Source organism: Erwinia sp. Eh17-17, assembly GCF_039675725.1.
Lineage (GTDB): Bacteria > Pseudomonadota > Gammaproteobacteria > Enterobacterales > Enterobacteriaceae > Erwinia.
Genome location: NZ_JBDFQT010000002.1, coordinates 170026 through 191849, shown reverse-complemented (window position 1 = coordinate 191849; position 21824 = coordinate 170026). Strand labels below are relative to the sequence as shown.

The 21824-nt window shown below is 55.5% G+C and carries 24 protein-coding genes; 22 read left to right on the top strand and 2 right to left on the bottom strand.

The annotated features are described in order from the left end of the window. Positions 1–140 precede the first annotated feature (140 nt). The 14 genes from yceD (at position 141) to ptsG (ending at position 12423) form a co-directional block, all read left to right on the top strand. Positions 141–662, top strand: coding sequence for a 23S rRNA accumulation protein YceD (yceD, locus tag ABEH87_RS06230; RefSeq protein WP_346574915.1), 522 nt, complete (start codon positions 141–143; stop codon positions 660–662). 14 nt (positions 663–676) lie between these two features. Continuing rightward, positions 677–847 carry a 50S ribosomal protein L32 gene (gene rpmF / locus ABEH87_RS06225; RefSeq protein ID WP_003849870.1) on the top strand — a complete coding sequence of 57 codons (171 nt, stop codon included), beginning with the start codon at positions 677–679 and terminating at the stop codon, positions 845–847. Positions 848–869: 22 nt separating this feature from the next. Next, positions 870–1904, top strand: a complete 1035-nt coding sequence (gene plsX, locus ABEH87_RS06220) for a phosphate acyltransferase PlsX (RefSeq protein ID WP_346574913.1) — start codon at positions 870–872, stop codon at positions 1902–1904. A gap of 5 nt (positions 1905–1909) precedes the next feature. Then, complete coding sequence (locus tag ABEH87_RS06215; RefSeq protein ID WP_346574911.1) at positions 1910–2863, top strand: beta-ketoacyl-ACP synthase III; 954 nt, start codon at positions 1910–1912, stop codon at positions 2861–2863. A 34-nt stretch (positions 2864–2897) separates the two neighbouring features. Then, positions 2898–3827, top strand: coding sequence for an ACP S-malonyltransferase (fabD, locus tag ABEH87_RS06210; protein WP_346574909.1), 930 nt, complete (start codon positions 2898–2900; stop codon positions 3825–3827). A gap of 13 nt (positions 3828–3840) precedes the next feature. After that, positions 3841–4575 carry a 3-oxoacyl-ACP reductase FabG gene (gene fabG / locus ABEH87_RS06205; protein WP_346574907.1) on the top strand — a complete coding sequence of 245 codons (735 nt, stop codon included), beginning with the start codon at positions 3841–3843 and terminating at the stop codon, positions 4573–4575. A 154-nt stretch (positions 4576–4729) separates the two neighbouring features. Next, on the top strand, positions 4730–4966 hold the full coding sequence (acpP, locus tag ABEH87_RS06200) for an acyl carrier protein (protein WP_003857954.1): 237 nt from the start codon (positions 4730–4732) through the stop codon (positions 4964–4966). An 88-nt stretch (positions 4967–5054) separates the two neighbouring features. Beyond that, positions 5055–6296 (top strand): beta-ketoacyl-ACP synthase II, encoded by a 1242-nt coding sequence (gene fabF, locus ABEH87_RS06195; RefSeq protein WP_346574905.1) that lies wholly within the window; start codon positions 5055–5057, stop codon positions 6294–6296. 131 nt (positions 6297–6427) lie between these two features. Next, positions 6428–7228 (top strand): aminodeoxychorismate lyase, encoded by an 801-nt coding sequence (gene pabC, locus ABEH87_RS06190; RefSeq protein WP_346576161.1) that lies wholly within the window; start codon positions 6428–6430, stop codon positions 7226–7228. A gap of 12 nt (positions 7229–7240) precedes the next feature. After that, on the top strand, positions 7241–8266 hold the full coding sequence (gene yceG / locus ABEH87_RS06185) for a cell division protein YceG (protein ID WP_346574904.1): 1026 nt from the start codon (positions 7241–7243) through the stop codon (positions 8264–8266). Further along, positions 8256–8888: a dTMP kinase gene (gene tmk / locus ABEH87_RS06180; protein WP_346574903.1), complete on the top strand. Its 633-nt coding sequence runs from the start codon at positions 8256–8258 to the stop codon at positions 8886–8888. Before yceG ends, tmk begins: the two co-directional genes overlap by 11 nt. Continuing rightward, entirely contained in the window at positions 8885–9883 is a 999-nt protein-coding gene (holB, locus tag ABEH87_RS06175; protein WP_346574902.1) for a DNA polymerase III subunit delta', read from the top strand. Before tmk ends, holB begins: the two co-directional genes overlap by 4 nt. 10 nt (positions 9884–9893) lie before the next feature. After that, positions 9894–10685, top strand: a complete 792-nt coding sequence (locus tag ABEH87_RS06170) for a metal-dependent hydrolase (RefSeq protein WP_346574900.1) — start codon at positions 9894–9896, stop codon at positions 10683–10685. 304 nt (positions 10686–10989) lie between these two features. Next, positions 10990–12423 (top strand): PTS glucose transporter subunit IIBC, encoded by a 1434-nt coding sequence (gene ptsG, locus ABEH87_RS06165; protein ID WP_346574898.1) that lies wholly within the window; start codon positions 10990–10992, stop codon positions 12421–12423. A 66-nt stretch (positions 12424–12489) separates the two neighbouring features. Here ptsG and ABEH87_RS06160 read toward each other — a convergent pair whose 3' ends face one another. Beyond that, positions 12490–13629: a glycoside hydrolase family 88 protein gene (locus ABEH87_RS06160; RefSeq protein ID WP_346576159.1), complete on the bottom strand. Its 1140-nt coding sequence runs from the start codon at positions 13627–13629 to the stop codon at positions 12490–12492. Further along, entirely contained in the window at positions 13610–15220 is a 1611-nt protein-coding gene (locus ABEH87_RS06155) for an MFS transporter (RefSeq protein WP_346574896.1), read from the bottom strand. The genes ABEH87_RS06160 and ABEH87_RS06155 overlap by 20 nt, the downstream gene beginning before the upstream one ends. A 373-nt stretch (positions 15221–15593) precedes the next feature. On the opposite strand from ABEH87_RS06155, the gene hinT reads away from it, so the two are divergent. From hinT to ABEH87_RS06115, 8 genes are all read left to right on the top strand, one after another. Next, on the top strand, positions 15594–15944 hold the full coding sequence (hinT, locus tag ABEH87_RS06150; RefSeq protein ID WP_346574894.1) for a purine nucleoside phosphoramidase: 351 nt from the start codon (positions 15594–15596) through the stop codon (positions 15942–15944). Between the two features lie 26 nt (positions 15945–15970). Continuing rightward, on the top strand, positions 15971–16336 hold the full coding sequence (locus ABEH87_RS06145) for a DUF1425 domain-containing protein (RefSeq protein ID WP_346576157.1): 366 nt from the start codon (positions 15971–15973) through the stop codon (positions 16334–16336). Positions 16337–16383: 47 nt separating this feature from the next. Next, on the top strand, positions 16384–16944 hold the full coding sequence (lpoB, locus tag ABEH87_RS06140; protein ID WP_346576155.1) for a penicillin-binding protein activator LpoB: 561 nt from the start codon (positions 16384–16386) through the stop codon (positions 16942–16944). Next, a complete protein-coding gene (thiK, locus tag ABEH87_RS06135) occupies positions 16928–17773 on the top strand; it encodes a thiamine kinase (RefSeq protein ID WP_346574893.1) in 846 nt (281 codons plus the stop codon). Before lpoB ends, thiK begins: the two co-directional genes overlap by 17 nt. A 22-nt stretch (positions 17774–17795) precedes the next feature. Then, the gene (gene nagZ / locus ABEH87_RS06130; protein WP_346574891.1) at positions 17796–18815 is read left to right on the top strand and encodes a beta-N-acetylhexosaminidase; all 1020 of its coding nucleotides are present in this window, start codon (positions 17796–17798) and stop codon (positions 18813–18815) included. 39 nt (positions 18816–18854) lie between these two features. Then, the gene (gene ycfP / locus ABEH87_RS06125; protein ID WP_346574889.1) at positions 18855–19397 is read left to right on the top strand and encodes an alpha/beta hydrolase YcfP; all 543 of its coding nucleotides are present in this window, start codon (positions 18855–18857) and stop codon (positions 19395–19397) included. A gap of 246 nt (positions 19398–19643) precedes the next feature. Beyond that, on the top strand, positions 19644–20948 hold the full coding sequence (locus ABEH87_RS06120; protein ID WP_346574887.1) for an NAD(P)/FAD-dependent oxidoreductase: 1305 nt from the start codon (positions 19644–19646) through the stop codon (positions 20946–20948). Between the two features lie 290 nt (positions 20949–21238). Further along, positions 21239–21778, top strand: a complete 540-nt coding sequence (locus ABEH87_RS06115) for a glycine zipper 2TM domain-containing protein (RefSeq protein ID WP_346574885.1) — start codon at positions 21239–21241, stop codon at positions 21776–21778. Positions 21779–21824 lie beyond the last annotated feature (46 nt).

Below are 21824 nucleotides of genomic sequence, written 5' to 3'. Positions count from 1 at the left end.
TTTTTTCCAGAATAGATAGCGAATAAGTGGCAGGCATTTTAAACTATGCGCCGCACAGGATGCGAATCATGGGTGAAAGATGCCGTATTACGGCCTTTTTCTTTGACTCTATGCCGTTACAAAGTTAATATGCGCGCCCTATGCAAAAGGTAAAATTACCCCTGACTCTCGATGCGGCTCGTACCGCTCAAAAACGCCTGGACTACCAGGGTGTTTACACCCCTGAACAGGTTGAGCGGATTGCCGAGTCGGTTGTGAGTGTGGACAGTGATGTAGAATGTGTTATGTCGTTCGCGATTGACGAACAGCGTCTGGCAGTGCTGAAAGGTACGGCCAAAGTTTCAGTGACGCTGTGCTGCCAACGTTGCAATATGACGTTTCCGCATCATGTCCACGTATCGTACTGTTTCAGCCCGATCGTCACTGACGAGCAGGCCGAAGCACTGCCGGAAGCGTACGAGCCGATCAACGTCAACGAGTTTGGCGAAACCGATCTGCTGGCAATGGTTGAGGATGAAATCATCCTCGCCCTGCCTGTCGTTCCGGTGCATGATTCTGAACACTGTGAAGTGTCCGAGGCGGACATGGTCTTTGGCAAGTTGCCTGCAGAGGCAGAAAAGCCAAACCCATTTGCCGTATTAGCCAGTTTAAAGCGTAAGTAATAGGAGTAAGGTCCATGGCCGTACAACAGAATAAACCAACCCGTTCCAAACGTGGCATGCGTCGTTCACACGATGCGCTGACCACAGCAGCACTTTCCGTAGATAAAGTTTCTGGCGAAACGCATCTGCGTCACCACATCACTGCGGATGGTTACTACCGCGGTCGCAAGGTCATCGTTAAGTAATTCCGCGGTTCGCGGCGCTACTTTGACACGATTGACCCTGGCGATAGATGCCATGGGCGGGGACTTCGGTCCCTGCGTGACAGTGCCTGCATCACTGCAGGCACTGGAATCTAATCCGCATCTGCATCTCCTTCTGGTCGGTGACCCCGACACCATCACGTCATTACTCGCCAAAGCTGATTCTGCTCTCAGAGCGCGTCTGCAAATTATTGCTGCCGAATCGGTTATTGCCAGTGATGCTATGCCCTCACGGGCCATTCGCGCCAGTCGCGGAACCTCCATGCGTATTGCGCTGGAGCTGGTCAAAGAGGGGCAGGCGCAGGCCTGTATCAGCGCGGGTAATACTGGTGCGCTGATGGGGCTGGCTAAATTATTATTGAAACCGCTGGACGGCATTGTTCGCCCGGCGTTGATGACCGTGTTACCGCATCAGCAGCAGGGTAAAACCGTCGTTCTGGATCTGGGCGCTAACGTCGATTCAGACAGTGCTATGCTGGTGCAGTTTGCCGTCATGGGGGCGGTAATGGCGGAAGAAGTGTTAGCCATTAACCGGCCCAGAGTCGCATTACTAAATATTGGTCAGGAAGAGACCAAAGGGTTAAGTTCAATCCGCGAGGCCGCCGCCATACTGCATGCGTCGCCAGAACTTAACTATATTGGATACCTCGAAGGCAACGATCTTCTTACCGGTAAAACGGACGTGCTTGTTTGCGATGGGTTCGTTGGCAACGTCACGCTGAAAACGATGGAAGGCGTGGTAAGACTGTTTCTTTCGCTGTTGAAATCACAGGGCGAAGGTAAGAAAAAGGCCTGGTGGCTGAGAATATTGGGGCGTTGGATTCAAAAGCGTCTGGCGAAGAAATTCGGCCATCTCAACCCCGACCAGTACAATGGCGCCTGCCTGTTAGGATTACGTGGCACCGTGATTAAGAGCCACGGTGCGGCTAATCAACGCGCATTCACTGTGGCGATCCAACAGGCAGAGCAGGCGGTGCGGCGGCAAGTTCCCGAGCGGATTGCTGCCCGCCTTCAAGCTGTATTACCTAAGAGTGACTGACGTAAATGCATACGAAGATTATCGGTACGGGCAGCTATTTGCCCGAACAGGTGCGGACTAACGCCGATCTGGAAAAAATGGTAGATACGTCGGACGAGTGGATTGTCACCCGTACTGGCATTCGCGAGCGTCGTATTGCCGGCCCGGATGAAACCGTGGCAACCATGGGCTTCCATGCGGCCGAGCGTGCGATTGAAATGGCGGGTATCGATAAAAATGATATCGGCCTGATTGTGGTCGCGACCACCTCGTCCAGTCACGCATTCCCCAGTTCTGCCTGCATGATCCAGCAGATGCTGGAAATTGATGATGCCGCTGCCTTTGACCTTGCTGCCGCCTGTGCCGGTTTCACCTATGCACTGAGCGTTGCCGATCAGTACATCAAAAATGGCGCAGTGAAACACGCGCTGGTGATCGGCGCGGATGTCCTTGCCCGCATGCTCGATCCTGAGGATCGTGGCACCATCATCCTGTTTGGTGATGGCGCAGGTGCCGTAGTATTGGGTGCCAGCGAAGAGCAGGGGATCATCTCTACCCACCTGCACGCCGATGGCCGCTACGGCCAGCTGCTGACGCTGCCAAATCAGGATCGCATGAACCAGGACAAGCCCGCCTACGTCACGATGGCAGGTAACGAAGTGTTCAAGGTGGCGGTGACTGAACTGGCACATATTGTTGATGAAACGCTGGAAGCGAATGACCTCGATCGTTCTTCGATTGACTGGCTGGTCCCGCATCAGGCGAACCTGCGCATCATTAGCGCTACTGCCCGTAAACTGGGCATGGACATGGATAAAGTCGTCGTGACGCTCGATCGCCATGGCAACACGTCGGCCGCGTCTGTCCCGACCGCTCTGGATGAAGCGGTACGTGATGGTCGCATTCAGCGTGGTCAGTTGATTCTGCTGGAAGCCTTTGGTGGCGGGTTCACCTGGGGTTCGGCGCTGGTTCGCTTTTAATTGTTCTGAAAATAGCGATAAACAGGAAAAAACAATGACGCAATTTGCAATGGTTTTCCCAGGTCAGGGCTCGCAAACGGTCGGCATGCTGGCCGATCTGGCTGCGGCTCACCCGCAGGTAGAAGCCACCTTCCGTGAAGCCTCGGATGCCCTGGGTTACGATCTCTGGCAGCTGGTGCAACAGGGCCCTGCTGAAGAATTGAACAAAACCTGGCAGACTCAGCCTGCTTTGCTGGCCGCTTCCGTAGCCATTTTCCGTATTTGGCAGGAAAAAGGCGGAAAAGCGCCGTCAATGCTTGCAGGGCACAGCCTTGGTGAGTACAGTGCGCTGGTTTGTGCAGGTGTCATTGCATTTACAGATGCGGTCAAGCTGGTGGAACTGCGCGGGAAACTGATGCAGGAAGCCGTTCCGGAAGGTACGGGTGCCATGCAGGCGATTATCGGCCTGGACGATGCTGCCATAAAAAAAGCCTGTGAAGAGTCTGCACAGGGGCAGGTGGTTTCTCCGGTGAACTTTAACTCACCGGGTCAGGTGGTGATTGCCGGTAACAAAGAAGCCGTTGAGCGCGCTGGTGCAGCCTGTAAGGCCGCCGGTGCCAAACGCGCATTACCGTTACCTGTCAGCGTGCCGTCGCACTGTGCGCTGATGAAGCCTGCGGCGGATAAGCTGGCTGCCGCTCTCGACGCACTGACGTTCAGCGAACCTGCCTTCCCGGTGGTGAATAACGTGGACGTGAAGTGTGAGACGTCGGCCGAGGCTATCCGTAGTGCTCTGGTGCGCCAGCTGTACAATCCGGTGCTCTGGACCGGTTGCGTAGAATTTATGGCCGCGCAGGGCGTGACTGCGCTGCTGGAAGTGGGGCCGGGTAAAGTGCTGACCGGGCTGACTAAACGTATTGTTGACACCCTGACGGCGGCGGCGGTAAACGACCAGGCCAGCCTGTCAGCGGCGCTTGATCAATAACACGGAGATAAACATGAACTTCGAAGGTAAAATTGCGCTGGTAACCGGTGCAAGCCGTGGAATCGGTCGCGCGATTGCAGAAACGCTGGTGGCACGTGGTGCCAAAGTCGTGGGAACGGCGACCAGCCAAAGCGGTGCCGACGCTATCAGCTCTTATCTGGGTGATAGCGGTAAAGGCCTGCTGTTGAATGTGACTGACTCAGCTTCAATTGAAAGCGTGTTAGAAAATATTCGCGCCGAATTTGGCGAAGTGGACATTTTAGTCAATAATGCAGGCATCACGCGTGATAATCTTCTGATGCGCATGAAGGACGATGAGTGGCAGGATATCCTGGATACTAATCTGACTTCCGTATTCCGTCTGTCAAAAGCGGTAATGCGTGCCATGATGAAAAAGCGCGCGGGTCGAATTATTACCATTGGCTCCGTCGTTGGAACAATGGGTAATGCGGGTCAGGCAAACTACGCGGCAGCAAAAGCGGGTTTGATTGGCTTTAGCAAGTCACTGGCGCGTGAAATCGCGTCCCGTGGCATTACTGTTAACGTCGTGGCACCTGGTTTTATTGAAACCGACATGACGCGTGCACTGAGCGAAGATCAGCGTGCGGGCATTCTGGCGGAAGTTCCTGCAGGTCGCCTTGGCGGCGCGCAGGAAATCGCCAATGCCGTTGCATTTTTAGCCTCTGACGAGGCAGCGTACATCACTGGTGAAACGCTGCACGTCAATGGCGGAATGTACATGGTCTGATAATCACGAAAACTATTTGCGTTATTTGGGGGTAAGGCCTCAGAATAGCGTAAAATCGTGGTTGGACCAGCCGGGATTTAGTTGCATCTTTTTCAACATTTTATACACTACGAAAACCATCGCGAAAGCGAGTTTTGATAGGAAATTTAATAGTATGAGCACTATCGAAGAACGCGTTAAGAAAATCATTGGCGAGCAGCTTGGCGTTAAGCAGGAAGAAGTTGTAAATTCTGCCTCTTTTGTAGAAGATCTGGGCGCTGATTCTCTTGATACCGTTGAGCTGGTAATGGCTCTGGAAGAAGAGTTTGACACCGAGATTCCGGACGAAGAAGCTGAGAAAATCACTACCGTTCAGGCAGCTATTGATTACATCAATGGTCACCAGGCATAAGTGAACATCTCCAGGCGGTCATTCGACCGCCTGAGTTTTATCTGAACTTCCCACACAGTGTCAACTTTTCCCTCCCTGGAGGACGAACGTGTCTAAGCGTCGTGTAGTTGTGACTGGTCTTGGCATGTTGTCTCCTGTCGGCAATACCGTAGAGTCTACCTGGAATGCTCTTGTTGCCGGTCAGAGTGGCATCAGCCTCATCGACCATTTTGATACTAGTGCCTACGCAACACGTTTTGCTGGCTTAGTAAAAGATTTTAATTGTGATGATTTTATCTCGCGCAAAGATCAGCGCAAGATGGACGCTTTCATCCAATATGGCATTGTTGCTGGCATTCAGGCCATGCGCGATTCTGGCCTGGAAATCACCGAAGAGAACGCTGACCGTATTGGTGCCGCTATTGGCTCCGGCATTGGTGGTCTTGGACTGATCGAAGAAAACCACTCATCTCTGGTGAATGGTGGCCCGCGTAAAATCAGCCCGTTCTTTGTTCCTTCGACTATTGTGAATATGATTGCAGGTCATCTGACAATCATGTTTGGCATGAAAGGCCCAAGCATCTCTATCGCGACTGCCTGTACTTCTGGCGTGCACAACATCGGCCATGCTGCGCGTATTATCGCGTATAACGATGCTGATGTGATGCTGGCCGGCGGTGCTGAAAAAGCCAGTACCCCGCTTGGCGTGGGTGGCTTTGGCGCTGCGCGTGCCCTTTCAACTCACAACGAGAATCCGCAGGCGGCAAGCCGTCCGTGGGATAAAGATCGTGACGGCTTTGTACTGGGTGACGGTGCAGGACTGGTGGTGCTGGAAGAGTATGAGCACGCGAAAAAACGCGGCGCGAAAATCTACGCAGAAATCGTCGGTTTTGGTATGAGCAGCGATGCTTATCACATGACCTCGCCACCGGAAAACGGTGCGGGCGCGGCGCTGGCGATGGTGAATGCACTGAAAGATGCACAATTGTCTGCGGAGCAAATCGGCTATATCAACGCACACGGCACCTCGACGCCGGCCGGTGATAAAGCAGAAGCTCAGGCCGTCAAGTCTGTGTTTGGTTCTTCAGCGCACAGCGTTATGGTGAGTTCGACTAAATCCATGACCGGTCACCTGTTAGGGGCGGCGGGCGCAGTGGAGTCGATCTTCTCAATCCTCGCGCTGCGTGATCAGGTGATCCCACCAACCATCAACCTGGATAACCCGGATGAAGGTTGTGACCTGGATTTCGTGCCGCACACGGCGCGTCAGACGAAAGGTCTGGAGTACAGTCTGTGTAACTCCTTCGGCTTCGGCGGCACCAACGGGTCGCTGATTTTCCGTAAGATCTGAGTTATAGCTGACTATTGAAAGGCCCGCCCAGTGCGGGCCTTTTTTTATTCTGGCGCTGTCCGGACGACAATCAGATGATTCTGGCGGGATTGGCAGGTAATCTTGGCCGGGGACGACAACGGAGAGTGAGCATCATGTGGGTCAACGGTGAAAAGCAGGACCATATCGACAGCCGCGATCGTGCCGTGCAGTTTGGTGACGGGTGTTTTACCACTGCGCGCATTCAGCAGGGTAGGGTAGAGCGCATGGCTGCGCATCTGGCGCGTTTAAAGCAGGCCTGTGAACGTCTGGCGATTGCCGGGGTAGACTGGCGGTTGCTGGAGGCAGAAATGACCTTTGCGGCCGCAACCCGGCATGACGGCGTGATGAAGGTGATTGTGAGCCGTGGCAGCGGAGGGCGCGGTTACAGCCCGGCAGGCTGCCGCCAGCCAGCGCGAATGGTGTCGCTGTCTGACTACCCGATCCATTATCATACGCTGCGTGAAACCGGTGTCAGGCTGGCGCTCAGCAGCGTGCGGCTGGGGAAAAACCCACATCTCGCCGGTATTAAGCACCTGAACCGTCTTGAACAGGTGCTGATCCGCACAGAGCTTGAACAGACTAACGCCGATGAGGCGCTGGTGCTTGACAGTGACGCTATGCTGGTGGAATGCTGTGCGGCTAATTTATTCTGGCGCAAGGGAAATCAGGTGTTTACCCCCGACCTGAGCGCCTCCGGAGTGAACGGTATTCAGCGCCAGCGGGTGATGCAGCAGGTGGTTCAGCTGGGTTACACGCTACAGGAAGTACGTGTGGAAATCGACGCCCTTGCCGGGGCTGAAGAAGTGCTGATCACCAATGCCCTGATGCCCGTTTTGCCCGTTTATCAGGCCGAAGCGTGGCGTTACTCCTCGCGGCAGCTTTTCACTCTGCTCAACCAACATTTTGAATGACGCGGGATCTTCATGACTAAAATCCGAAAAATTATTGTGGTGCTGCTGGCTGTCGTTCTGGCCGCTGCCGCCTTTGGCTACTGGCAAACGCGTCAGTTCGCTGATTCTAAGCTGACGATTAGCAAAGAAACGATATTTACGCTGCCGCCAGGCTCAGGCCGCGTGGTGCTGGAAGCACAGCTGGAGTCAAAACACATTGTGCGCGCCGGCCCGTGGTTTGGCGTACTGCTGAAGCTGGAACCCGACCTGGCCAATTTTAAGGCCGGGACCTATCGTTTCCTGCCGGACATGACCGTACGTCAGATGCTGGAGCTGCTGGCCAGCGGTAAAGAGGCACAGTTCCCGCTGCGTTTCGTTGAGGGCACCCGTATGCAGGAGTGGCTGAGTCAGCTACGCACCACACCCTACATCAAACATACCCTGAGCGATGACAAGCTGAGCACGCTGGCGGCGGCGCTGAACCTGAAGGATGAGCAGGCGGGAGTGGAAGGGTGGTTCTACCCGGACACCTATCTCTACACGGCGAATACCACGGATGTGGCGCTGCTGAAGCGTGCTCATGAGCGGATGGAGAAGCTGGTGGACAGCGAGTGGCAGGGAAAAATGGACAATCTGCCGTATAAAAACAAAAATGATCTGCTCACTATGGCATCGATTATTGAAAAAGAGACCGCCGTCAGCGCTGAACGTAACCGCGTCGCCTCCGTGTTTATTAACCGCCTGCGCCTGGGCATGCGCCTGCAAACCGATCCGACGGTGATCTACGGGATGGGGGAAAACTACAAAGGCACCCTGACGCGTAAAGATCTGGATACCCCGACGCCGTATAATACCTACACGATTAACGGACTGCCGCCAGGACCGATCGCCATGCCGGGCAAAGCTTCTCTGGCGGCGGCCGCGCATCCCGATAAAACCAACTTCCTCTATTTCGTGGCCGATGGCAAAGGAGGACACACCTTTACCACTAATCTGGCCAGCCATAATAAAGCCGTACAGGTGTATCGCCTGGCGATGAAGGAAAAAAATGAACAGTAAATTTATCGTTATTGAAGGGCTGGAAGGAGCAGGGAAAACCACGGCGCGTGATGCGGTAGTGAGTGAACTCCAGCAGCACGGCATTAACGACATCGTTTTCACCCGCGAACCCGGCGGTACTCCGCTGGCAGAAAAGCTGCGCGAACTGATTAAGCAGGGCATTAATGATGAGCCCATCACCGATCGGGCCGAATTGCTGATGCTGTATGCCGCCCGCGTTCAGCTGGTCGAAAACGTGATTAAACCTGCCCTGGCGCGCGGTGCCTGGGTCGTGGGCGACCGTCATGACCTGTCGTCACAGGCCTATCAGGGCGGTGGACGCGAGATGGACAGCGGCTTAATGCAGAGCCTGAAGCAGGCCGTGCTGGGCGATTTTTCACCGGACCTGACGCTCTATCTGGATGTGACACCGGAGATCGGTCTGCAGCGCGCGCGCGCGCGCGGTGCTCTTGACCGTATTGAGCAGGAGTCACTGAACTTCTTTACCCGAACCCGTGACCGTTATCTGGCGCTGGCTGCGGCAGACAGCCGTATCAAAACGGTGGATGCCACTCAGCCGCTGGAACAGGTCACCGCCTCCCTGCGCCGGACGCTGGCGCAGTGGTTACAGGAACAGCAATGAACTGGTATCCGTGGCTGAATCACAGCTACCGTCAAATTCTTAGCCAGCATCAGCAACAGCGTGGTCACCATGCGCTGCTGATCCAGGCGCTGCCGGGCATGGGGGATGATGCCCTGGCCTGGGGCATCAGTCGCTGGCTGATGTGCAGGCAGCCTGACGGGTTGAAAAGCTGCGGGGAATGCCACTCCTGCCAGCTGATGCTGGCCGGGACGCATCCTGACTGGTATCGGCTGGAAGCGGAAAAAGGCAAGAGTTCACTCGGTGTTGATGCTATCCGCAGCGTGACGGAAAAACTCTATCATCACGCCCAGCAGGGCGGGGCGAAAGTAGTCTGGCTACCGGATGCCGGGCAACTGACAGAGGCGGCTGCCAATGCACTGTTGAAAACGCTGGAAGAGCCACCAAAGAACACCTGGTTCCTGCTCAGCAGCCGGGAACCTTCGCGCCTGCTGCCGACGCTACGCAGCCGCTGCCTGCTCTGGCATCTGGCGCCGCCGGAGGAAAATCAGAGCCTGCAATGGTTACAGAAACAGTGTGCAGCGGGTCTGAATGAGCGTACGGCTGCGCTGCGTCTGTCGTCAGGCGCACCCGCGGCCGCGCTGGCCCTGCTGAATGAAAAAACCTGGCAGCAGCGGCAGCAGGTCTGTCAGGCGCTGCCCGTGGCCCTGCAGGGCGATATGCTCAGTCTGCTGCCCGTGCTGCATCATGATGATGTGGCACAGCGTATTGGCTGGTTCTGTTCGCTGCTGGTGGATGCCGTGAAATGGCAGCAGGGCGGTGGGCAGTTTATCACTAACGTTGATCGCCAGAGCGAGGTGATGCATATCGCCGGGTTGCTCCCCGCCAGCGCTATTGACGCCAGTCTGCGCCAGTGGATGGTCTGCCGCGACCGCCTGCTGAATGTTGTTGCCGTCAACCGCGAGCTGCTGCTGACCGAACAGCTGCTGAGCTGGGAAACGATGATCAAACCGGCGTCAGCCGGTTCACCGCATTAGAGAGTAAATTATGTTTTTAGTTGATTCCCATTGCCATCTTGATGGCCTGAATTATGAAACCCTGCATCAGGACGTGTCAGACGTGCTGGCCAAGGCCGCCGCACGTGATGTGAAGTTTATGCTGGCGGTTGCCACTACCCTGCCGGGCTATAAAGCCATGGTGGATCTGATCGGTGAGCGTGACAGCGTGGCATATTCCTGCGGCGTACATCCGCTGAATCAGGAAGAGGAGTATGACTTTGCTGAGCTGCGCCAGCTGGCTGCCCATCCGCGCGTGGTTGCGATGGGGGAAACCGGGCTGGACTACTTCTACCAGAAAGAGACGATGGTCCGGCAGCAGGCGTCATTTCGTGAGCATATCCGCGTAGGGCGTGACCTGAATAAGCCGGTTATCGTGCATACCCGCGACGCGCGTGAAGATACGCTGGCCATTTTGCAGGAAGAGAAAGCCGAAGAGTGTGGCGGCGTACTGCACTGTTTTACCGAGGATCGTGAAACGGCGGAGAAACTGCTGGATATGGGCTTTTATATCTCTTTCTCCGGCATTGCGACGTTTCGTAACGCAGAGCAGATCCGCGAAGCCGCACGCTATGTGCCACTCGATCGTATGCTGGTGGAAACAGACTCGCCGTATCTGGCTCCGGTACCGCATCGTGGTAAAGAGAATCAGCCTGCCTATACCCGTGATGTGGCGGAATATATGGCCGTGGTAAAAGGCGTCAGTATTGAAGAGATGGCGCAGGCGACCACGGAAAACTTTTCCCGGCTGTTTCATGTGCCCCTGTCACGACTGACCGGCTGATTTGCCGTCAGGATTTCTTTTATAGCTCGTAATTAATAAGCAAAAGTCGTAGAGTGCAGCGCCATGAAAAGAGGGGGCTGCACTTTTTTTGAGCATAAAATTGGCATTTATCGTCAACTTAATCTAAAGAAATGACATGCGTTCAATGAAACGTGATAGCCATCAAACAAATCTGAACGGATTTATTTTACTCTTCGTAATAAATACCGAGGGCATATAAATTGCCCCACCCGCAGGAGGATCCTCCCCCTCTTGCAACGCGCACAGCGCGAAGAAAAGCACTCATACTCAGGAGCTTTACACTATGTTCAAAAATGCATTTGCGAACCTGCAAAAGGTCGGTAAATCGCTGATGTTGCCCGTATCGGTTCTGCCGATCGCGGGGATCCTGCTGGGCGTTGGTTCTGCCAACTTCGACTGGCTGCCGGCGGTCGTTTCACACGTAATGGCGGAAGCCGGTGGTTCGGTGTTTGCCAACATGCCGCTGATCTTCGCTATCGGTGTGGCACTGGGCTTCACCAATAACGACGGTGTGTCGGCGCTGGCCGCTGTGGTCGCCTACGGCATCATGGTGAAAACCATGGCAGTCGTGGCACCGCTGGTGCTGCACCTGCCTGCCGAAGAGATTGCGGCAAAACACCTGGCGGACACCGGGGTACTGGGCGGTATTATTGCCGGTTCCATTGCTGCTTATATGTTTAACCGCTTCTATCGCATCAAGCTGCCAGAATATCTGGGCTTCTTCGCGGGTAAACGTTTCGTTCCGATTATTTCCGGTTTTACCGCGATTTTCATCGGCGTGGTGCTCTCTTTCGTCTGGCCTCCAATCGGCACCGCCATCCAGACCTTCTCACAGTGGGCTGCCTATCAGAACCCGGTAGTGGCGTTCGGTATCTACGGTGTGGTTGAGCGTTCTCTGGTGCCGTTCGGTCTGCATCACATCTGGAACGTTCCATTCCAGATGCAGATTGGTGAATACACCAATGCCGCAGGCCAGGTGTTCCATGGCGACATCCCACGCTATATGGCGGGTGACCCAACGGCAGGTAAACTGTCCGGTGGCTTCCTGTTCAAAATGTACGGTCTGCCAGCGGCGGCGATTGCCATCTGGCACTCAGCGAAACCTGAAAACCGTGCCAAAGTCGGCGGCATCATGATCTCCGCGGCACTGACCTCATTCCTGACCGGGATCACCGAGCCAATCGAATTCTCGTTCATGTTCGTCGCGCCAATTCTGTATGCAATCCATGCCATTCTGGCAGGCCTGGCGTTCCCAATCTGTATCCTGCTGGGTATGCGTGATGGCACCAGCTTCTCGCACGGTTTGATCGACTTTATCGTGCTGAGCGGTAACAGCAGCAAAATCTGGCTGTTCCCGATTGTCGGTATCATCTACGGTCTGGTTTATTACACCATCTTCCGCGTGCTGATTGCCAAACTGGATCTGAAAACGCCGGGTCGTGAAGAGACCACCAGCGAGCAGACCAGCGGTAACGCGAACGAAATGGCTGCAAACCTGGTCGCTGCGTTTGGTGGTAAAGAAAACATCACCAACCTGGATGCCTGTATCACCCGTCTGCGCGTTAGCGTGGCGGATGTGGCTAAAGTTGACCAGCCAGGTCTGAAAAAACTTGGTGCGGCCGGTGTGGTCGTGGCAGGTTCCGGCGTTCAGGCTATCTTCGGAACGAAATCCGATAACCTGAAAACCGATATGGATGATTACATGCGCAATTTGTAATTCGTTACGGGTTGAACATCAGAAGAGGGGCGCGTAAGCGCCCCTTTTTTTATGGGTTTTATCGAATCAGAGATACACCCGCAGATATTCCGTCAGGCACAGCAGCGCCATCGCCTGACCATACGGCATCGAGGTCAGCGGTATCTGCCGATAGTAGTCGAGGTCGCTGCCCATCGCGGTGCCGAAAGAGACCTGGGTTAGCTCGCCGTCGTCATTGATGCGTTCAACCACCCCCTTCAGCGCCTTTTCTGCCAGCGGGTAATACTCGCGCGCAATGTAGCGTTTGCGCACTGCTTTCAGAATGCCGTAAGCAAAACCGGCGGTCGCGGAGGCTTCCAGATAGGAATCACGGTCGTCCAGCAGCGTGTGCCACAGGCCGCTGTCATGCTGACAGGCTGCCAGCGCTTTTATCTGTGTTTCCAGCACCTGTAACAGGTAGCGGCGGGTGGCATGCTGTTCCGGCCAGTTCATCAGCTCTATAAAATCGGGGATAGCGATGGTCAGCCAGCTGTTACCGCGCGCCCAGCGGGCATTGGCAAAATTATGATGTCCGTCAAACGTCCAGCCGTGGAACCACAAACCCGTCTGGCGATCCATCAGATACTGGGTGTGCAGCAGGAACTGATAGGTTGCCTCTTCAACAAACTCCGGGCGGTTTAGCAACTGCCCGATTTTAGCCAGCGGCATCACGCTCATCATCAGGGTGTCATCCCACATCTGCTGATGGTTTTCATTGTTGTACACCAGATGCTGGATGCCGTTGTGCTCGGTGCGTGGCATTTCATACATCACCCATTCAGCCCAGCGTTCCAGCACCGGGCGCAGCGCCGGGTCACCGGTTTCCTCATAGCGATAGGCGAGTGTCAGGAACGGACAGACGGTATTCACATTTTTCGTCGGCGTGCCCTCCTGCAGGCGGGCGCTGAACCAGTCGTCAATCCGCTGGAGCGTGAGCCTGTCGCCAGTCTGCTGATAATAATGGTACATGCCATACAGCCCGATGCCGTGCGTCCACTCCCATCCCGCCCAGCCTTTAGTGTCAATCACCCGGCCATCATCCAGGCGCAGCAGAAATTCGCCGCTCTCGTCGGTAATGCCGACCAGATTGTCACTGAGGCGGCTAATCAGCTGCAGTAAGTCGGTGCGTGGCAGCAGAAATTCGGGCTGGCGCAGCAGCGCACTGTGCTTAACCGGGTAAACTGTCATCATGTTGCTCCTGAGGTCGGATAGCGGGGAAGACGGCGCGACTGTCGGAAAGTGCTGCCGCCTGAGGTTTATTGCGGTTGAGGTAGCCAATATTGTTGTTACCCCACAGATTTTCATACGGCATGCCGGTGAGGGTTTCCACTACGGCGCGCGACTGCGGCGTCAACTGCTGTGGCACCACGCCGTCGGCCTCGCGCATTTTGATCGTCTCTTCGCGCAGGGTGTGATGCGTGGCCAGATCGAGCTTAAAGCGCAGGGAAATAATGAAACCGAAGGTCAGCATCGCCAGCGTGCCGAGACTGAGGATCCAGACAATGGTATGCCCGACCTGCGGCAGCTGCTCTGTACGGCCAGAGACAAACCCGGAAAGTTGCAGCACGATACCGACCACCATGACGGCACCCGCCTGGGAAGCCTTTCGCGTCAGGGTCATGATCCCGGCAAAGATCCCCTCACGGCGCTGGCCGGTAATCGCTTCATCCACATCGGCGATATAGGTATAAATATTCCACGGTACATAGTTGATGCCGCCACGTCCCAGACCGGCAACGGCGGAGATCAGTACCAGCAGCGTCAGATTGTTGCTCATCCCGGCATACCACAGCAGCGTGTAGGAGAGGGCGCTGGCGGCAAACAGCACCACCACCAGGCGGTAGGCCGGGGCCGGGCCGATGCGGATGCACAGGGGGATCATGCCGATCACGGCGATAAACTGCAGCACGGCCATGGTTCCCATCAGGTTCGAGGCCAGCTGGGCGCTCTGCATCAGTACGAACACCACATACCAGGTAAACACCGCGTTGAACACGTCCTGAGCGATATAACCGCCGAGGTACATGCCAAGGTGCTGACGGAAAATGCGGATGCGCAGCGTCGATGCCAGTTCGACATACAGGCGCTTCAGGCTCTGACCCAGCGTCAGCTGTTTCTTTTCGGCCTCCGCCCGCTTTGACTCTTCCGACAGCGCATCTGCCGGGCGTTCCCAGGTGAAGAACCACACCAGGGTCAGCACGATGGCGCACAGGGTGGAGAACACCAGGCTGGAATAGAAGAACGACACCGCATTATCCTTTCCGAAAATACCCAGCAGGATACCCGGTAAAAAGGCGGCAAGAATGGCAGACAGCTGGGCGAGCGCGATACGCGCGCCGGAGAAACGGGTCTTCTGTTTGAAGTCGTCGGTCATTTCGGGGACCAGCGTTTCATACGGCACCAGCACCATGGTGTAGACGATATCAAACAGCAGGTAGGTGAGCAGATACCACATATAGCTCATATCACCGACCCACATCAGGCTGTAGCTGAATACGCAGGGGATGCCCAAAAGGATAAAGAACTTACGGCGGCCGAAGCGTTTACCCAGGCGGGTACTGCCGAAATTATCGGTGAGGAAGCCCATCAGTGGGCTGATCGCCGCATCCAGCACGCGCGCCAGGGCGAAGATAAAGGTAGCCTCAATGGGCGTCAGGCCACAGAACGTGGTGTAAAAATAGAGCAGCCAGGCAGCGGTCAGTGCCGTCGTCCCGGCACCGAGAAAATCGCCGGAACCGTAGGCGAAATAATTTGCCAGTCCTATCTTACGCTTATGCATCAGGAAAACTCCTTGTGCTGTGGGGTGGGATTAACCACATGTTCCGGACAACTTGAGCGGATACTGGAAAAATAGAGCGTTCATGACGGGTGAACCTTGTCGTTTTTGCCGCATCGCCGCTCGCGGTGGCAAAATTACCGTCATCGATATGTGCAATATCTAAATTTATAAAACAGTGTTTTATTTTTAAAGGTTGGCGGGTTCATTTTAAGAGGGGCTGCACAAAAAAGCCGCGTGGCCGGGTACCGTGCAGAAAAAATTGCCGCAAACACGGCCAGCTAAAGAAAGAAAAAGCAGTTGCAGGTTGAAAGAAAACGATTTTCTCGCTCATACTGCGTTAACTTCTATTGGCAAAATCATAAGGACAGAGACTATGGCTGAAGAAACCATTTTCAGTAAAATCATCCGGCGTGAAATCCCGTCTGATATCCTTTATCAGGATGAGCTGGTCACGGCTTTTCGTGATATCTCTCCCCAGGCGCCGACGCATATTCTGATTGTGCCGAATCTGTTGATTGCCACCGCCAATGATGTGGTGGCCGGGCATGAGGCCGCACTGGGGCGGATGATCACCGTAGCGGCTAAAATTGCCAGACAGGAAGGGATTGCTGAAGACGGCTACCGTCTGATCATGAACTGTAATCAACACGGCGGGCAGGAGGTTTATCATATCCACCTGCACCTGGTCGGAGGCCGTCCTTTAGGCCCAATGCTGGCATCCTGATGCCAGACTACAGAGAACTGAACTTTATGCGGGCAAGCCTGATCTTAGCGTTGCTGGTGGGGTTAACCGGATGCAGCAGCGATCGCACCACCATTAATACTTCCCAGTCACTGGTGATGGAGTCATCGGTGTTGTCGGCGGGGATCACTACCGATGAACCCACCATTCGTGAGAACGAAGGGCAGCAGCGCGCGGCAACGGTATTATTCAACCAGCAGGAAAAGCCGGTGCAGGTGACCTATCGTTTCTACTGGTATGATGACAAAGGGCTGGAAATTCTCCCTTTTGAACGACCGCGAACTCTGATAGTGCCTGGCAATGGCAAAGCCGACATTTCATCGCAAACCGGTAATCTGACGGCGAGTAAAGTTCGTCTGTATTTGTATCTGTAAGGAGTTATCGCGTGAACAGGAATATCGTAAAGTTCTCAGGCGTGCTGATGCTGGCACTGTTTCTGAGCGGCTGTCTTACCCGGCAGCAGGAAACACAGCCACCGGCACCGGTTGAGCCGGTACAGCCGCCGATCTCCGTACCGGAGCAGCCAAAGCCTGAGCCGGGCCAGAATGTGCCGCAGCCACCAAAGATGCAGACCCTTAACTGGCCTGCCAGCGTGTCGCCGCTGGTGGCACAGATGCTGAAAGCCGATGGCATCACAGCGGGCAGCGTACTGCTGGTCGATAATGTGAAAAACAGCACTAACGGCAGCCTGCAAAGTGCAAAAGCCACCGCGGCGCTGCAGGGCGCGCTGAAGGGCAACAGCCAGTTTACGCTGGTGACGCCGCAGCAGCTGGCCGTGGCAAAGCAGACGCTGGGGCTTTCCGCTGAAGACAGCCTGGTATCGCGCAGTAAAGCTGTCGGACTGGCGCGTTACGTCGGGGCGCAGTATGTGCTGTACAGCAATGCAGAAGGGGATGTGAAATCGCCGACGCTGCAAATGCAGCTGATGCTGGTGCAGACCGGCGAAATCATCTGGTCGGGCAGCGGTGCCGTTCAGCATTGATTCCGATCTGCAACGGCTGATCACGCAACAATTTCCGGCGGCGCAAGCCGCCGTTTCGTTTTCTCCCCTTGCGGGGATGAGTGGTTTCAGCGTTCAGGTCTCTGCTGGCGATACCTCACTGCTGGCACGGCGCGCGGCGGGTCTGCTCGCCATGCCGGGGGTGGATCGTCAGCGTGAGTATCGCCTGCTGCGCAAGCTGGCGGCCAGCGGCCTGGTGCCCCGTGTTTACGGGCGCAGTGCGCGCTGGCTGCTGCTGGCCTGGCTGCCGGGAAACACGCTGGCAGCGGAGCAGTGGGACCGCTGGCAGGACAGGATTGTGGACCAGGTCGTGCGGCTGCACCGACAGCCGCTGACGGGGTATCCTTTACAGATCCTGCCGCTGCTGATGCGCTACTGGCAGCGCAGTTCCCCTGTCCGGCGGCAGATACACTGGCTGCGGGCGCTGCAGCGCTGTCAGCGCCAGGGGGAGCCGAAACCGCTGCGAACGGGCGTGCTGCATATGGATATCCACAGTGGAAACCTGATTGCCGAAGGCGATCGGCTGCGGCTGATTGACTGGGAGTACGCCGGGGATGGCGATGTGGCGCTGGAACTCGCCGCCATAATAAGTGGCAACGGGCTGAATCAGCAGCAGCAACAGCAGCTGCTCGCCCGCTATGCCCGCCAGCAGCAATTCGATTATGACACTCTGCGCCACCAGGTTAAGCGCTGGTCACCGTGGCTCGACCTGCTGGCTACCAGCTGGTACGAACTGCGCTTTCAGCAGAGTGGCGAACACCATTTTCAGACGCTGGCAGCTCAGGGCTGGCAGCGCATGTCATCAGTTTAAGAGGTGAAGTGTGGGACCGGTAATGTTAGATGTTGAAGGCTGCGAGCTGGATGCCGAAGAGCGCGAAATTTTACAGCATCCGCTGGTGGGTGGGCTGATCCTGTTCAGCCGAAATTACCACGACCCGGCGCAGCTGGCCGAACTGGTGCGGCAGATCCGTGCCGCCTCGCGTCATCGTCTGGTGGTCGCAGTTGATCAGGAAGGGGGGCGGGTACAGCGCTTCCGCGACGGATTTACGCGCCTGCCTGCAATGCAGGCGTTTGCCGCGCTGCACAAAGGTGCAGAGGCTGAACCCCTGGCCCGCCAGGCCGGCTGGCTGATGGCCTCAGAAATGATTGCCATGGATATCGATATCAGTTTTGCACCGGTACTGGATATCGGTCACGGCAGTGCGGCCATTGGCGAGCGCTCCTTCCATGAAGACCCGGCGATTGCCCTGCAGATGGCGCGCTGCTTTATTGGCGGGATGCATGATGCCGGGATGAAAACCACCGGTAAGCATTTCCCCGGACACGGCGCAGTCAGTGCGGACTCTCACAAAGAGACGCCGCGTGATACGCGTAGCGAAGCGGAGATTCGTCAGCACGATATGCCCATCTTCCGGCAGCTGATCGACGAACAGGCGCTGGATGCCATCATGCCTGCCCACGTTATCTATACTCAGGTGGACCCACGCCCGGCCAGCGGCTCATCGCACTGGTTGAAAACCGTGCTGCGTCAGGAGCTGGGCTTCAACGGCGTGATTTTCTCTGACGATCTGTCGATGGAAGGTGCCGCGATCATGGGCAGCTATGCTGAACGCGGTCAGGCCGCCCTGGAGGCGGGGTGTGACATGATCCTGGTGTGCAATAATCGTCAGGGTGCGGTGAGCGTGCTGGATAACCTGTCGCCGATCAATGCTGAAAGAGTGACACAGCTTTACCATCAGGGTTCGTTTACCCGTCAGCAACTGCGGGACTCTGCGCGCTGGAAAGAGACGGCAGCCAGGCTGAGTCAGCTGCAGGCGCGCTGGCTGGACCATAAAGCGGCGTCGGGCATCTGACTTCAGGCGGCCTGCGGCGCATCAACGGTGAGGATGAGCATGATTATTTATCTACACGGTTTCGATTCAAACAGCCCAGGCAACCATGAAAAAGTATTGCAGCTGCAGTTTATCGACCCGGATGTCCGGTTGCTCAGTTACAGCACCCGGCATCCGAAACACGATATGCAGCATCTGCTGAAAGAAGCCTACAGGATGTTGCAGCAGAGCGATGACGAGCGCCCGCTGATTTGCGGTGTCGGGCTCGGCGGCTACTGGGCTGAACGTATTGGTTTCCTGTGCGATGTGCGTCAGGTGATGTTCAATCCCAATTTGTGGCCGCAGGAAGTGATGACCGGTAAAATTGACCGCCCTGAAGAGTATGTCGATATTGCCACCAAGTGCGTCAGTAATTTTCGCGAGAAAAACCGTGACCGCTGCCTGACGATCCTCTCCCGCCATGATGATGCGCTCGATAATCAGCGCAGTGCTGAAGAGCTGCGCCACTTTTATGAGCTGGTATGGGATGAAGTGGAAGGGCACAAGTTCAGAAATATTTCTCATCATCTCCCGCGTATCAAAGCCTTCAAATCATTAGGTTAATCCCCGTCTTATTCCCGCAGTAAAAATGACCTGTGCCCGCTAAAAGGCGGGCTGTAAATAGGGTCTTTATTCGTACTATTCTTAGTTTTGCTAATAAATTTGACCTGGATCAATTTTCTTAGAACAGATGAATTCTCACGTGTTATTCTGGCCCCAGCTCGCGAATTAACATCGCCAACCCTATGTTAATTAAGGTTATTTATTTAACTTTTAATTAACGATTGGTTTACTTTTAGAGAGGGTCGTTTGACAACACCTATGAAAAAAATTGTAATCATTGGCGGAGGTGCCGGAGGTCTTGAACTGGCAACTCAGTTGGGGCACAAACTGGGCCGCAAGAAAAAAGCGCAGATTACGCTGGTGGACCGTAACCACAGCCATCTGTGGAAACCGCTGTTACATGAAGTGGCTACCGGATCGCTGGATGAAGGCATTGACGGCCTCAGCTATCTGGCACACGCGCACAAGCACGGGTTCAGCTTCCAGCTGGGGACGCTGACTAACCTCGACCGCGACAACAATCGCCTGCAGCTGGCAGAAATTCGCGGCGCGCAGGGTGAATTGCTGGTGCCGGAGCGCGAACTGGCTTACGACACGCTGGTTATGGCCCTGGGCAGTACCTCTAACGACTTCGGCACGCCGGGCGTGAAAGAGAACTGTATCTTCCTTGATAACCCGCATCAGGCCCGTCGTTTCCACAACGAGATGCTGAACCTGTTCCTGAAATTCTCGGCCAGCGAAGGTACGCAGGATAAAGTGAACATCGCCATTGTCGGCGCGGGTGCAACCGGGGTGGAGCTTTCTGCCGAACTGCATAACGCCGTCAGGCAGCTGCACAGCTACGGCTACAAAGGGCTGGACAACCAGACACTGAACGTGACGCTGGTGGAAGCCGGGGAGCGCATCCTGCCTGCGCTGCCGCCGCGCATCTCCAGCGCGGCCCACAGTGAGCTGACGAAGCTGGGCGTGCGCGTCCTGACGCAGACCATGGTGACCAGCGCCGATAAAAAAGGCCTGAACACCAAAAGCGGCGAATTTATTGATGCTGATCTGATGGTCTGGGCGGCAGGCATCAAAGCACCGGACTTTATGAAAGATCTGGGTGGCCTGGAAACCAACCGCATTAATCAGTTAGTGGTGGAGCCAACCCTGCAAACCACCCGCGACCCGAATATCTACGCCATCGGTGACTGTGCCTCATGCGCACTGCCAGCGGGCGGCTTTGTTCCTCCCCGCGCGCAGTCTGCACACCAGATGGCTTCGCGCGTGCTGGCGAATATCCTTGCAGATATGAAAGGGCAGCCGCAGAAACCTTACGTTTATAAAGACCACGGTTCTCTGGTGTCGCTGTCACGATTCAGTACCGTTGGTAGCCTGATGGGTAACCTGATGCGTGGCTCAATGATGGTGGAAGGGCGCATTGCGCGCTTCGTTTACATCTCGCTGTATCGTATGCACCAGGTTGCGCTGCACGGCTACTTCAAGACCGGGCTGATGATGCTGGTGGGCAGCATTAACCGCGTGATCCGCCCGCGTCTCAAGCTGCACTAACGCGCTGCCGGTAACGGCGTCGCCATCTTAAAACGGCTTATGATACCGGAACGTCCTCCGGTCACTGATAAGCCGTTCTTCTGATCCCCTCCTGATAAGAACACTCTTAAAAGCTTTCTCTTATGATGCTGGATCTAATTTTCGTCCAGTATTCTTATTGTCACATTCCCTTACTCCCCGCAAAATTCTTACTAATTAACACGGCGCGTCGCGCACGCCGGAAATGCCGCACCTGTTACAGGATGTAGCAGCAGGCAAAAATGCGCGGTAACAATGTCAGGAGGTTTCCTGTGAATAAATCAATGTTAGCGGGTATTGGAATCGGTGTGGCTGCCGCCCTGGGTGTGGCTGCAGTTGCCAGTATGAATGTTTTCGATCGCGGCCCTCAGTATGCTCAGGTGCTTTCAGCAACGCCAATTAAAGAGACGTTGAAGAATCCCCGTCAGGAGTGCCGTAACGTAACGCTGACGCACCGTCGCCCGGTGCAGGACGAAAACCGCATTGCCGGTTCGGTGTTGGGTGCCGTGGCAGGCGGCGTGCTGGGTCATCAGTTTGGTGGCGGGCGTGGACGTGACGTGGCAACGGTAGCGGGTGCGCTGGCCGGTGGCTACGGCGGGAATCAGGTACAGGGTGCCATGCAGGATCGCGATACCTATACCACCACGCAGCAGCGCTGCAAAACGGTATACGATAAGCAGGAAAAAATGCTGGGTTATGACGTCACCTATAAGATTGGTGACCAGCAGGGCAAAATCCGTATGGAGAATGACCCCGGCACACGCATTCCGCTGGATAACAATGGCCAGCTGGTGCTGAACGATAAAGCGTAATGACTCTGTTCGCAGGGTCGGGCACCTCAGGTGCCCGACCCCTACG

Coding starts and splice junctions, on each gene's coding strand:
- yceD (WP_346574915.1), top strand. CDS start 141: ATGCAAAAGGTAAAATTACCCCTGACTCTCGATGCGGCTCGTACCGCT.
- rpmF (WP_003849870.1), top strand. CDS start 677: ATGGCCGTACAACAGAATAAACCAACCCGTTCCAAACGTGGCATGCGT.
- ABEH87_RS06215 (WP_346574911.1), top strand. CDS start 1,910: ATGCATACGAAGATTATCGGTACGGGCAGCTATTTGCCCGAACAGGTG.
- fabD (WP_346574909.1), top strand. CDS start 2,898: ATGACGCAATTTGCAATGGTTTTCCCAGGTCAGGGCTCGCAAACGGTC.
- fabG (WP_346574907.1), top strand. CDS start 3,841: ATGAACTTCGAAGGTAAAATTGCGCTGGTAACCGGTGCAAGCCGTGGA.
- acpP (WP_003857954.1), top strand. CDS start 4,730: ATGAGCACTATCGAAGAACGCGTTAAGAAAATCATTGGCGAGCAGCTT.
- yceG (WP_346574904.1), top strand. CDS start 7,241: ATGACTAAAATCCGAAAAATTATTGTGGTGCTGCTGGCTGTCGTTCTG.
- tmk (WP_346574903.1), top strand. CDS start 8,256: ATGAACAGTAAATTTATCGTTATTGAAGGGCTGGAAGGAGCAGGGAAA.
- holB (WP_346574902.1), top strand. CDS start 8,885: ATGAACTGGTATCCGTGGCTGAATCACAGCTACCGTCAAATTCTTAGC.
- ABEH87_RS06170 (WP_346574900.1), top strand. CDS start 9,894: ATGTTTTTAGTTGATTCCCATTGCCATCTTGATGGCCTGAATTATGAA.
- ptsG (WP_346574898.1), top strand. CDS start 10,990: ATGTTCAAAAATGCATTTGCGAACCTGCAAAAGGTCGGTAAATCGCTG.
- ABEH87_RS06160 (WP_346576159.1), bottom strand. CDS start 13,629: ATGACAGTTTACCCGGTTAAGCACAGTGCGCTGCTGCGCCAGCCCGAA.
- ABEH87_RS06155 (WP_346574896.1), bottom strand. CDS start 15,220: ATGCATAAGCGTAAGATAGGACTGGCAAATTATTTCGCCTACGGTTCC.
- hinT (WP_346574894.1), top strand. CDS start 15,594: ATGGCTGAAGAAACCATTTTCAGTAAAATCATCCGGCGTGAAATCCCG.
- ABEH87_RS06145 (WP_346576157.1), top strand. CDS start 15,971: ATGCGGGCAAGCCTGATCTTAGCGTTGCTGGTGGGGTTAACCGGATGC.
- lpoB (WP_346576155.1), top strand. CDS start 16,384: ATGCTGGCACTGTTTCTGAGCGGCTGTCTTACCCGGCAGCAGGAAACA.
- nagZ (WP_346574891.1), top strand. CDS start 17,796: ATGTTAGATGTTGAAGGCTGCGAGCTGGATGCCGAAGAGCGCGAAATT.
- ycfP (WP_346574889.1), top strand. CDS start 18,855: ATGATTATTTATCTACACGGTTTCGATTCAAACAGCCCAGGCAACCAT.